Origin of the sequence: Alteromonas naphthalenivorans (genome assembly GCF_000213655.1) — a bacterium.
In the GTDB taxonomy this organism is placed as follows: Bacteria; Pseudomonadota; Gammaproteobacteria; order Enterobacterales; family Alteromonadaceae; genus Alteromonas; species Alteromonas naphthalenivorans.
Window position 1 is genome coordinate 3337920 of the sequence record NC_015554.1, and the last position, 12616, is coordinate 3350535.

Genomic DNA, 12616 nt, shown 5'->3' on the forward strand with positions numbered 1-12616 from the left:
TTATGAATGAGTCTGAAATTAAGGTGCGGGTGAAAACCCGTCACCTGCCCGAACATCTACCTTCTGATTCGCCACAATTTGCGTTCGCTTATCACGTGACCATTGTGAATGACAGCCAGGAAACGGTACAACTGATTAATCGTTACTGGCAAATTACCGATGCTAACGGTAAAACCTCAGAGGTGAGTGGCTCAGGTGTTGTGGGTAAACAGCCCATATTAAAACCGGGCGAAGATTTTGACTATACCAGTGGTGCAGTACTTGATACCCCGGTAGGAAATATGCAAGGCTATTACGAAATGGAGCGTGAAAATGGAGAACGTTTTCGTGTTCCTATTGAAGTATTCCGTTTAGCGGTTCCCAACATTCTTCACTGATTTTTGAGATTTATGACTTATCGCAACACCTTCGTCGTGGGTGATATTCAAGGTTGTTATAGCGGGCTACAGCAACTGCTAGAAAAAGCCAAATTCTCTGCGGATAAAGATAAACTCTTCGCCGTTGGCGACCTAGTTGCCAGAGGCGAAGACTCCCTAAGCACCTTACGGTTTTTAAAAAGCTTAGGTAGCAGTTTTGAAACAGTACTAGGAAACCATGATCTTCACTTGCTGGCGGTTGCGAACAAAATTCGTAAACCTAAGAAAGCTGACAACCTGCAGCCCTTGCTTGATGCTCCTGATTTAAAAACACTACTCGATTGGCTTCGCCAATTTCCTCTCGCTAAAAAAATCAATGACAATCACACCATCGTACATGCCGGTCTCTACCCTCACTGGAGTACAGACACGCTCGTCAGCTTAAGTGATGAAGTCAGTCAAAAATTACAATCGAAGCACTATGCTGACTTTTTAAAAAATATGTATGGCAACACACCGGCTAAATGGTCTGATAAACTTGAAGGTGAATTGCGAACCCGCTTTATTGTCAACGCGTGCACCAGAATGCGCTTTCTAAACGCAGATACTAGCTTAGAGTTTGAGACGAAAACCCATCCCGCTCAGGCTTCGAAATCTATCGTTCCTTGGTTCAAGGTAGACAACCCCCATCTAAAAGCACAAGAACAAGTACTCTTCGGTCATTGGGCTGCACTTAACAGCGAGACGCAAGATGATCGTTTTGTCGCGCTAGATACTGGGTATATTTGGGGTCAAGAAATGACCATGCTGGATGTCAATACAGGTAAACTCATCAGAGTAAATGCGTAAATGACTTAATTGCTAAAGCAAACTACTAAATCGCAATTTCTTATGCTTTACTTGTTAACTTAATGGCTTACCTGCCGATACTCTGGTTATATACGATAGTCTATAATCCCATTACCGTTCATGTTATACATTTTAATACCTTCCTCTAGGTCATTGAGGTGTATTTTGGACGTAGTGCGGGGTAGTATCGTCACGCAAAAGAATAAAAAATAGTCTAGGAGTTTCAATGAAGATTACAGTAGCCACTCGCGTAGTCGGCGGTTTTGTAGCAATTACTTGTCTACTGATTGTCATTAGCGTTGTTTCGTTGTTTAACCTCAATTCCATTGGTTCAGCAACCGAAGAGGTAAATGACGTTGCGCTTCCTACAGTAGCGGGTAGTAACGCCTTAAAAGCGAACTTCCTAAACATGGGTAGATTGACATTCGAAGCCTATATAGAAGAAGATTTGTCTGGCCTTCAGGAAAAGCGTACAGCGTTCAATCAAAGCCGAGACATGTTCGAAACTGAATATAAGAAGCTTGCGACTGCGGTAGCCGATGAACCTGAACTTCAGAGTAAGTTAAACAGCGTTCGAGCTTCCTTTGACAACTATATTAAGAATGTTGAAGCGGTTTATTTGAACCACCAAAAGTTCATGGATATCCGAAACACCATTGACGACCGTTTAGGTGATGCTGAAGATAACGCTGACGATGCGTCTACTTACCTACTAGACTTTTCTGACCTTGACGCAGTGCAAAGTGACCCAAATCTTAGACGCGCAGCAGATATTGGTAGCCAACTAGAAACCTCATTACTTTCTCTACTTACCGTTTCTTATGAATACGTAAAGACCGAAACTATCGTACGCTCTCAAACCCTGGGTAACGAAGTTGACTTAGTGGTAGATAAGGTTGCTACTTTACTCAGTGATATGAGCCAAGCCGCTGGACAGCGAGACCAGTCTGGTACGCTTAGCGATATTAATGAATTAGTAAACGATGCCCTTAATGCGATTACAGCCAGTGATGGCGTAATGGCGTTGCATGTAGAAAGACTAGAACGCAGAAACGACTCTGAAACCGCGCTGAATGCGTCAGATAAAAACATCGCGAACGGTATTGTTGAACTTGAACAATTACTAGCGCTTGCAGACGCCAAAGCAAAAGACGTCGAAGACCAGGTGAACGGTGCTATTACCACAGGTAACATTATTATCAGTGCAGTGGTTATCCTATCTATCGTGATAGCTATCATTATTGGTTACATAACAGTACGCGCCATTACTCGCCCGCTGTACCGCGTGAACGAGTTGCTTACCGTGGCCGCTTCTGGCGACTTAACTCACCGTTTAGACGACTCAGCAGAAGATGAATTTGGCCTATTAGCTAAAAACTGTAATAACTTGATTGGCAACCTCAAAGAGCTGATTTCAGGAATTAATACCCGTGCAGAGCAGCTTGCCGCGGCATCAGAACAAACCTCAGCCGTTACCGCGCAAACCACGCATTCGATTCAAGATCAAAAGTCGCAAATTGGTCAAGTGGCAACCGCCACTACAGAGATGCACTCTACCTCGCAATTAGTAGTGCAAAACGCTGAAGATACGCTGAGCCAAATTCGTCATGCTGATGCCGAAGCTGAAAATGTACGTCAAATCTCACTTGAGAATAAACGTATTATCGAAATTCTTGCCAAAGACGTACAAGATGCTGCAGATGTTATCAACAAACTTCATCAAGACAGCGCTAGCATCGGGGGTATTCTTGATGTTATCCGCGGCGTGGCCGACCAAACTAACCTACTTGCCTTGAATGCCGCCATTGAAGCTGCCCGTGCGGGTGAGCAAGGTAGAGGCTTTGCGGTAGTTGCCGATGAAGTACGTACGCTAGCGAGCCGAACGCAACAGTCTACGCAAGAAATTAACGCGATGATTGAGGTACTTCAAGCGGGTGCTGAGCGCGCGGTATCAGTAATGAATCAAGGTAAAGAACAAACCGTAGCCTGTGTTGAGCAAACGGAAAAAGCAACTCAAGCGCTTGATATCATCTCTGAAGCGGTACACAAAGCCCACGACGTAAGTTCTCAAATTGAACAATCGGCACGTGAACAAAATACGGTATCACAAGAAATTAGCGAGAAGCTTGAAACTATCGTTAATATTGCTGAAGAAACCACTTCAGGAGCTCAGCAAACTTCTGACTCTAGCCACGAAGTGGCAAGGCTTGCTGAAGAACTACAGCAATCTATCCGTCAGTTTAAGGTATAGAATCTCACTGCGTATTTGGTTTAATTGGATTGGATAGACTTAAATACTTAGCGTTAAATGACAAAGGGAAGGTTAACACCTTCCCTTTTTTGTCTGTGAAAAACACATTACACGCTATTCAAAAAGCGCTTTATGTAAGTCCTTCACTATTTTATCGCTGTCAGTTTCATTCACTAGGAATGACAGATTGTGCGGATTCGCACCGAAACAAATCATGCGCAAGTTAAAGTCAGACACCGCAGCAAAAATCTTGCTAGACACACCAATTGCCGTTTGCATGTGGTTACCGACCACAGTGACTAAGTCGTAACCGTTCTCTACTTTCACATCACAAATAGTTTCAAGCTCTGCAATGGTTTCTTTGTTTAAGCGCTGTGCCACTGAATTGGCAGGGTTGTCTAAGGTAAACGACACCGAAATTTCCGACGTAGTCACCAAATCCACACTTAGCTTGTGCTTAGCGATGATGGCAAAAACCTGCTGTAGGAAGCCCTGAGCATACATCATCTTGGGTGTTTTCACTGTTACCATAACTTGGTCTTTACGGCGAGTAATGGCACGATAAGGTGGTTCTTCAACACAATCGCGAACAATCCAAGTACCGCCTTTTTCTGGCTCTTTGCTTGAACCCACAAACACTTTAATATTTTTACGTAGGGCTGGCTCCATGGTGGCAGGATGCAGTACCTTAGCACCAAATGTCGCCATTTCAGCCGCTTCTTCAAAGCTAAGTTCTGGTAATGGGCGAGCAGCAGCAGTAATTCGTGGATCGGTAGTATAAACCCCAATCACGTCTGTCCATATTTCACAGGCGTCAGCGTCTAATGCTTCTGCTAGAAGCGCGGCAGTAAAATCAGAACCACCACGACCTAAGGTCGTAGTTCGCCCTTCATCATCGGCTCCCACAAACCCTTGTGTAACCACAATGGCATTTTCAATTTCAGGGGCCAGCAACTGCTTTGCCAAAGCTTCAATAGTGTCTATCTGTGGCACTGCTTCACCAAATTCACTGTCGGTGCGCAAGACTTTGCGTACATCGAAGTTCATGGTAGTCACATTTTGTTCAGCTACTTTTTGTTCGGCTAAGACTGCACTGAACATCAATGACGACATGCGCTCCCCCATAGAAAGCAACTGATCTTTCAAATCGTTTCTATGTAAAATCTCTTCGTGGAACGCTAGCGATTTCATTTCATCTAGCAAATCATTTAGCTTGCTTTCAACCGAGCTCTTATCTGCAAGCTTGTTGAGAATGGCAAGTTCAATATCAACAATAGATTGGCAAGTAGATTCTATTTGCTCTTGGGTAAGTGGGCTGTGCGCTAAATTCACCAGGTGGTTTGTCACCCCTGCTGATGCACTTACTACCACGATACGGGTCGCACTGTTTGAGGCAACAATTCGCGCACAGTTTTGCATCACTTCATAGTTCGCAACACTGGTTCCGCCGAACTTGGCGATGGTTAAAGCATTTGCCACGATTTTACTCCGAATTTCTTTTACCGAGCATACTGCTCGATACCGACCGGCGAATTAATTATTCGCACCGGTTTAACGATTAATTTCTATCTGGTCACCCACACGAATGTCATGTGAAGCGAACCACCCTTGGTTCATTTCTAGCGCGTAGAGTACCTCTTTAGTTGCCTGCACTGACGTTAGGTCGTGAGGCTCTAGAGGTTTTATATCTGTAATTACGCCATTTCTGTCGATATAGGCGACATCTAAAGCAACATTTGTATTCTTCATCCACATACTGGCGTATCGCGGCGATGCAAACTTAAAAAACATTCCACAGTCATCACACAGTGATTCTCTGAACATTAACCCTTGAGCACGTTGTTCAAAAGAATGCGCGTATTCCATTTGGTAAAGTTTTCCATCAATCGTTAAAGTAACTTGATCAAACTTTACGCTAGGTTCCATTTGCGCGCTGGCATTTAAAGCGCCATACCCTAGAAGCACAAAAAGCGCGATTGCGATGACAGTAGTTTTAGCCATTAGACATTCCTTTTACCCATAAAAAAAGCCGGACACTTACGGCGCCCGGCTTTGTAGTTTATACACTAAATCAGGCAACATTCAACGTTGGAATGATATTGGCCTTTGCCTCTTCCTCTGCCTTCTTGAAACTTGGCATTTTATCGAAGTTTAAGTAACGGAATACTTCAGACGACATGGAGTTAATTTTGCTCGCATATTCCATGTATTCTTCTGCCGTGGGAATACGGCCAACGATAGCACCTACCGCCGCTAATTCAGCCGACGTAAGGTACACATTCGCCCCGTCACCTAAACGGTTAGGGAAGTTTCTGGTAGAGGTAGACAGCACCGTAGCACCTGCATTTACACGTGCTTGGTTACCCATACACAATGAACACCCGGGCATTTCTGTACGCACGCCCACTCGCCCATAAATGTTGTAGTAGCCTTCTTCCATCAACTGAGCCTTATCCATTTTCGTGGGTGGCGACATCCACAAACGGGTAGGTAGGGTTTTATTGAACTGCTCAAGTAACTTACCGGCCGCTCTAAAGTGACCAATGTTTGTCATACATGAACCAATAAAGACCTCATCTACGTTCTCACCAGCTACTTCTGATAAGGTTTTCGCATCATCAGGATCGTTAGGGCAACAAACGATAGGCTCCTTAATATCGCTAAGGTCTATCTCGATAATTTCTTTGTACTCAGCATCTGCATCGGCGCGCATAAGTTCAGGGTTGGCCAACCACTCTTCCATCTTCTGAGCACGGCGTTCAAGCGTACGTGGGTCACCGTAACCTTCGTTAATCATCCAACGAAGCATAGTGATGTTTGAGTTCAGGTATTCAGCAATAGACTCTTCTGAAAGGTTAATACTGCAGCCCGCCGCAGAACGCTCTGCCGATGCATCAGATAATTCAAATGCTTGCTCTACCGTTAGGTGTTCCAGCCCTTCAATTTCAAGTACGCGACCAGAGAACGCATTAATTTTGCCTTTCTTCTCTACGGTAAGTAAGCCTTGCTTAATACCGTATAACGGAATGGCGTGTACTAAATCACGCAGGGTAATGCCCGGCTGCATTTCGCCTTTAAAACGAACCAGAATGGATTCAGGCATATCAAGGGGCATCACACCGGTTGCTGCAGCAAAAGCCACTAAGCCAGACCCTGCTGGGAATGAAATGCCCAATGGGAAACGGGTGTGTGAATCGCCACCGGTACCTACTGTGTCTGGCAACAACATGCGGTTTAACCAGCTGTGAATAATGCCGTCGCCGGGGCGAAGGGATACTCCGCCTCGGTTCATCATGAAGTCTGGCAAGGTATGCTGAGTTTCAATATCAACAGGCTTAGGGTATGCCGCGGTATGACAAAACGACTGCATGGTTAAGTCGGCAGTGAAACCAAGACAGGCTAAGTCTTTTAGCTCATCTCGCGTCATAGGGCCTGTAGTATCTTGCGAACCAACGGTGGTCATCTTAGGTTCGCAATAGGTGCCGGGGCGAATGCCTTCTACGCCACATGCTTTACCTACCATCTTCTGGGCAAGAGTGTAGCCCTTACCGGTATCGGCAGGTTGTTCTGGCGTGCGGAACAAATCTGTTGCGCCTAAACCTAATGTTTCTCGTGCTTTTTCAGTGAGCGCGCGGCCAATAATAAGGTTGATTCGACCACCAGCGCGTACTTCATCTAAAATGACTTTAGATTTGTATTCGTACTCAGCTAACACTTCACCTGTTTCATGGTTGGTAATTTTGCCTTCAAACGGGTAGATGTCGATAACATCGCCCATATTCATTTTTTCTACATCAGCTTCAAAAACCAAGGCCCCAGCGTCTTCCATAGTATTGAAGAAAATGGGTGCTACTTTGCTGCCAATACATACACCGCCGCCGCGCTTATTTGGCACGCCAGGTAAATCTTCACCAAAGAACCACAGCACTGAGTTGGTGGCCGATTTACGTGAAGAGCCGGTTCCTACCACATCTCCTACAAAGGCAACGGGATAACCTTGGTTTTTTACATCTTCGATTTGCTTCATTGGGCCTTTAACACCATGCTCTTCTGGCTCTAAGCCATCACGGGTCATCTTATAAGCGGCTAAGGCGTGAAGAGGAATGTCTGGGCGCGACCACGCATCTGGGGCGGGAGACAAGTCGTCGGTATTGGTTTCACCGGTTACTTTAAATACAGAGTAAGTGATTTTATCGTCCATTAATTTACGCGAGGTAAACCACTCACCTTCTGCCCACGACTTAATAATGTCAGTGGCAAATTCATTTCCGGCTTTGTGTTTTTCTTCAACATCATGGTAGGCGTCAAACATAAGCAGCGTGTGCTTAAGTTCTTTAGCCGCTAGTGGCGCTAGGCCCTCATCGTCGAGAAGCTCAACTAATGTCACGATGTTGTAGCCACCATGCATGTTGCCTAGAAGCTCAATGGCCTTTTCTTTTGAAATTAACGAGCAGCTGTCCTCGCCTTTAACGATAGCACTTAGGAAACCGGCTTTAACGTAAGCGGCCTCATCTACGCCAGGTGGAACACGTTCAGACAACAATTCTAGTAGATTGTCTGCTTCGCCTTCTGGTGGATTTTTAATTAACTCAACCAAGCCTGCTACCTGTTCAGCATTTAGCGGCTTTGGAGGGATCCCTTCAACAGCACGTTCTTCTACGTGTTTGCGATAGTCTTGTAACACGATGTCTTCCTCTTGGTTTAGCTTGCGCAATGGGAATAACGGTCTTGTACGGTCTTGACGCAAGGTCTGATTAAAAATACTTCATAAGTATAACGATTAACCTGCCTAAATTAAATTTTTGAGGCTTTTTATTCGCTTATAGTCGCCATTCAGCGCGCTTAATATTGAACGATTAAAGCTATTAAAAACTCTAAAATTAAACCCTAAAAGCAATCACATTTATTGGGTGTTATTGCTTCCTAGGATTATTCCCTGTCATCATTGAAATGGAGGCGATAATCGTGGAACACAAGCTCGGTTTGAACACCACTGGGGGATAACATCTTATAAATCGGGAAGGTCTTTGTCTGGGCGTACATGCCTAAAGCTTGCAAATCGGGGGATCCCCTTCTTTGTTACGCCAAAGTATTTGAAGGTGATCCAACTGTTCATTGGAGGCGGATATCGGCGCTGTTTCATACTAAACCCCGTGCCGATTTTAAATTGTACCCCTTCGGGCGTCTCGACCATAAGCGAGCCCATCATGCCGGCGAACTTTCCTTTACCTTTTACATAGCCAACCACTTTGGCTTCAGCATCGTTGAACCGTTTCGCTTTTAATAATTGATTACTGCGTCCGTCCTGATAAAAAGCAGCTTTGTGATGTAGCATTAGGCCTTCACCGCCCTTCGCAGTGACCTCATCTATTTTCGCTTCAAGAAGCCGCTGAGAATCCAACGTAAACTGGGGGATAGTAGTTAAACTATTGCTATTTGCTTGCTTTACCAGTGCCTCCATCGTAGACAAGCGTGTGGCAAACGGGACATGACTGACGGGCATATCAAACAGCATCATCTTCACCGTCCTCCAGCGTTCATCAGGCGTATGACTAAGCACAATAGAAGCGATAGCTTCAAAACTGCTTCGCTGAGTCCATAGCTCTCCATCAAGGGCTACATCAGGCCAGTTCTTGGTAAACCACTCAGGTGCGTGAATTTTATTACCGTTGCGGGTAAGAAGCTGCGTACCCGTCCAGCGGGCACGCACGCCATCTAACTTTTCGCTAACCAAATACTCAGCAATATTGATGTAGTCACTCTTATTGTAGGTCGCTGCCAATTGGATAGGCATTACACCCTGCTCTGTCACGGGTTTAATAGGGCTAAACAACGGCTTGGCGACATTAGCCATCGGCTTAGCAGCATCAGAAATTGGCTTAGCAAAGTCAGACATCGGTTCAGTTGTGTCAGACGTTAGGTAAGTGACGGGGGTGGCAACGGGTGTCGCAACGGGTGTGGCAAATGAAACTGTAGGCTGGCTTATCGCAAGTAGTAGTATCGAGATAACATATTTAATATTCATTTTGGCATTCTTGTTAAAAAACAAAAAGCTTACGCTTATCAACTTATGTGTAAACTGGGCTTAAGGTGGGTTTACATGAAGGCTTTGAATACAGGCGGAATACAGGCGGAAATACAGGTGGGAATAGAGATATAAAAAAGCCCCAACCGAGGTTGAGGCTTTATATGCTAGTTGCTATTTAGCGTAAGGTTAAATAGCGTTTTAGCCTACTGTTTTAACAGCAACGCTTGGCTCGAACTTAGCTTTAACGCTCATGTCTTCTGCTGGCGGCGCGAAGTCAGTAAGGTTAATACCCTCAACCGCAGCTTTGTACTCTTCCATTGTTGGGAAGCGACCTAGCACAGCAGATAGCACGACTAATGGTGTTGAACCAAGAAGTGACTCACCTTTCTTCTCGTTAGAGTCGGCAACAACACGACCTTGGAATAAGCGCGTAGAGGTAGCAATTACCGTATCACCAGGTTCTGCCTTTTCTTGGTTACCCATACAAAGGTTACATCCTGGACGCTCTAGGTACATGATGTTGTCGTACTTGGTACGCGCAGATTCTTTTGGCTTGTCGTCGTTAAACTCGAAACCTGCGTACTTAGTAAGAATGTCCCAATCGCCTTCCGCTTTTAGTTCATCAACAATGTTGTATGTTGGTGGTGCAACAACAAGTGGTACGTTAAACGACACGCTGCCATTTTGCTTTTCTAAATTACGAAGCATTTGAGCGATAATCTGCATGTCACCTTTGTGAACCATACAAGAACCAACAAAGGCTAAATCAACAGTTTTGCCGTCGTAGAAAGAAACTGGGCGAATAACGTCATGGGTATAACGCTTGGAAACGTCATCGTTATTTACGTCTGGGTCAGCAATCATTGGCTCGTCGATTTGGTCTAAATCAACAACCACTTCTGCGTAGTATTTTGCGCTGTCATCTGGTGCAAGCGCTGGCTCTTCGCCAGACTCGATTTCAGCAATACGCTTATCAGCAAGGTCAATCAAACCTTGAAGCATGCTGGCATCGTTTTCCATGCCCTTATCGATCATTATCTGAATGCGGCTCTTCGCCACTTCTAGCGACTTGATCATAGTCTCGTCGTTAGAAATACAGATTGAGGCTTTCGCCTTCATTTCTGCTGTCCAGTCGGTAAAGGTAAACGCTTGGTCAGCAAGCAAAGTACCGATTTGCACTTCAATAACACGACCTTGGAACACATTCTCACCGCCAAATTGCTTCAGCATTTGAGCTTGAGTAGCATGAACAACGTCACGGAAGTCCATGTGGCTCTTCATGTGGCCTTTAAAGGTCACTTTAACCGACTCTGGAATTGGCATCGCCGCTTCACCTGTCGCAAGCGCTACCGCTACCGTACCCGAGTCAGCTCCGAACGCGACGCCTTTAGACATACGTGTATGTGAGTCACCACCAATGATAATAGCGCGATCGTCAACGGTAATATCGTTCAATACTTTGTGAATAACGTCAGTCATTGCATGGTAAACCCCTTTAGGGTCACGTGCCGTGATTACGCCAAAGTTATTCATGAAAGACATAAGCTTAGGAATATTAGCTTGGGCTTTCTTATCCCATACCGACGCTGTGTGACAGCCCGACTGGTATGCACCGTCTACAAGCGGAGAAATAGTTGATGCTGCCATCGACTCTAGCTCTTGGCATGTCATCGGGCCGGTTGTATCTTGTGAGCCTACAATGTTTACTTTAACGCGAACGTCTGAGCCAGCGTGAAGCGGAGTCTCAGACTTAACGCCTACCGCATTGCGGTTAAAGATTTTTTCAACAGCTGTTAGACCTTGGTTCGCTACAGATACTTCTTTCGAACGTGCATAAACTTCAGGTACGTCTGTACCTAACACTTTTGCAGCAAAAGTTTGTAACTGCTTACCAAACGTTACCGCGTAAGAACCACCGGCTTTCATAAACTCCATTTTTTGCGGAGTGAAAGCGCTTGATATATCAGCAAGTTCTTCTGAGCCGTTAAACAGTTTCTTCGCTTTAGTGTCGATGGTAAGCACGGTGCCTGTAGCAACAGAATATGCTTCTTCTAACACTGGGTCGCCGTTAGCATCGCGAACCACATCACCGTTAGCATCCGTCTTTTTAACCCAGTTTTTAAGGTCTAAACCAATACCGCCGGTAACGTCTACGGTCGTTAAGAAGATAGGCGCGATACCGTTGGTACCTGCAACTACTGGCGCTTTGTTCACAAATGGAATGTAAGGGCTTGCTGCCTCACCGGCCCAAAGTGCAACGTTATTCACACCTGACATACGCGAAGAACCTACGCCCATGGTGCCTTTTTCAGCAATAAGCATTACTTTAGCGTTAGGGTGCTTTTTACCTAGCTCAACAATTTCTTGCTGTGCTTCAGGGGTGATCATGCACTGACCGTGTAGCTCGCGATCTGCACGAGAGTGAGCTTGGTTACCAGGAGAAAGCAAATCAGTAGAGATATCACCTTCTGCAGCAATATAAGTCACTACATCAATTTTTTCTGGAACGTCAGGCAGTTTAGTAAAGAACTCTGCTTTTGCGTAGCTCTCTAGGATCTCTTTTGCTATCACATTACCTGCGTTGTAAGACGCTTCTAAACGTTCTGTATCAGCTTCGTATAAGTAAACCTGTGTTTTAACTACTTCAGCAGCAGCCTTAGTGACGGCTTCGTTGTCTGAAAGCGCCAAATCAAGAAGCACTTCAACAGACGGACCACCTTTCATGTGTGAAAGCAGCTCTAACGCAAACTCAGGTGTAATTTCAGCAACAACTGACTCACCTAGTACGATTTCTTTAAGGAATGCAGCTTTAACACCTGCAGCACTTGTTGTACCTGGCAGTGTGTTGTAGATGAAGAAGTTAAGAGAGTCTTCACGGTGCTCGTTATTCGTATCTTTAATTTGAGCAATAATTTCTGACAGTAAATCGGCACTGTCGATAGGCTTAGGGTGTAAACCAAGCTCCGCTTTACGGGTCTCGATTTCGGCCATGTAATCTGAATACAAACTCATATAATTCTCTCGGTCTTGGTTATACGTAGGTATTTTTATACGCAGGGTTTAATTATACGTCGGTCTTAGCTATACGCATGAAATTATAGTGGTTATTTTAACTGATTTTTAAGCGTCAGG

8 protein-coding genes are annotated in these 12616 nt (G+C 45.0%); 3 read left to right on the forward strand and 5 right to left on the reverse strand.

Features of this window, described 5'->3' with window-relative positions:
- The first annotated feature begins 2 nt into the window (after positions 1–2).
- The 3 genes from apaG to AMBT_RS14590 all read left to right on the forward strand — a co-directional run bounded on the left by apaG (position 3) and on the right by AMBT_RS14590 (position 3456).
- Positions 3–377 carry a Co2+/Mg2+ efflux facilitator ApaG/CorD gene (apaG, locus tag AMBT_RS14580; protein WP_013785396.1) on the forward strand — a complete coding sequence of 125 codons (375 nt, stop codon included), beginning with the start codon at positions 3–5 and terminating at the stop codon, positions 375–377.
- Between the two features lie 12 nt (positions 378–389).
- Entirely contained in the window at positions 390–1205 is an 816-nt protein-coding gene (locus AMBT_RS14585; RefSeq protein WP_013785397.1) for a symmetrical bis(5'-nucleosyl)-tetraphosphatase, read from the forward strand.
- A 226-nt stretch (positions 1206–1431) separates the two neighbouring features.
- The gene (locus tag AMBT_RS14590; protein WP_013785398.1) at positions 1432–3456 is read left to right on the forward strand and encodes a HAMP domain-containing methyl-accepting chemotaxis protein; all 2025 of its coding nucleotides are present in this window, start codon (positions 1432–1434) and stop codon (positions 3454–3456) included.
- 114 nt (positions 3457–3570) lie between these two features.
- On the opposite strand, the gene lysC is transcribed toward AMBT_RS14590, so the two are convergent.
- The 5 genes from lysC to AMBT_RS14615 form a co-directional block, all read right to left on the reverse strand.
- Positions 3571–4935 carry a lysine-sensitive aspartokinase 3 gene (lysC, locus tag AMBT_RS14595; protein ID WP_013785399.1) on the reverse strand — a complete coding sequence of 455 codons (1365 nt, stop codon included), beginning with the start codon at positions 4933–4935 and terminating at the stop codon, positions 3571–3573.
- A 72-nt stretch (positions 4936–5007) separates the two neighbouring features.
- Complete coding sequence (locus tag AMBT_RS14600) at positions 5008–5457, reverse strand: DUF192 domain-containing protein (protein ID WP_013785400.1); 450 nt, start codon at positions 5455–5457, stop codon at positions 5008–5010.
- Positions 5458–5527: 70 nt separating this feature from the next.
- Entirely contained in the window at positions 5528–8140 is a 2613-nt protein-coding gene (gene acnB / locus AMBT_RS14605; RefSeq protein WP_013785401.1) for a bifunctional aconitate hydratase 2/2-methylisocitrate dehydratase, read from the reverse strand.
- A 324-nt stretch (positions 8141–8464) separates the two neighbouring features.
- On the reverse strand, positions 8465–9481 hold the full coding sequence (locus AMBT_RS14610; RefSeq protein WP_013785402.1) for a DNA ligase: 1017 nt from the start codon (positions 9479–9481) through the stop codon (positions 8465–8467).
- A 201-nt stretch (positions 9482–9682) separates the two neighbouring features.
- A complete protein-coding gene (locus AMBT_RS14615; protein WP_013785403.1) occupies positions 9683–12496 on the reverse strand; it encodes a bifunctional aconitate hydratase 2/2-methylisocitrate dehydratase in 2814 nt (937 codons plus the stop codon).
- Between the last annotated feature and the right edge of the window lie 120 nt (positions 12497–12616).

Bases quoted from the DNA above. Each gene is read 5' to 3' on its own strand.
- apaG (WP_013785396.1), top strand. From the start codon at position 3: ATGAATGAGTCTGAAATTAAGGTGCGGGTGAAAACCCGTCACCTGCCC.
- AMBT_RS14610 (WP_013785402.1), bottom strand. From the start codon at position 9,481: ATGAATATTAAATATGTTATCTCGATACTACTACTTGCGATAAGCCAG.
- AMBT_RS14590 (WP_013785398.1), top strand. From the start codon at position 1,432: ATGAAGATTACAGTAGCCACTCGCGTAGTCGGCGGTTTTGTAGCAATT.
- AMBT_RS14600 (WP_013785400.1), bottom strand. From the start codon at position 5,457: ATGGCTAAAACTACTGTCATCGCAATCGCGCTTTTTGTGCTTCTAGGG.
- AMBT_RS14615 (WP_013785403.1), bottom strand. From the start codon at position 12,496: ATGAGTTTGTATTCAGATTACATGGCCGAAATCGAGACCCGTAAAGCG.
- AMBT_RS14585 (WP_013785397.1), top strand. From the start codon at position 390: ATGACTTATCGCAACACCTTCGTCGTGGGTGATATTCAAGGTTGTTAT.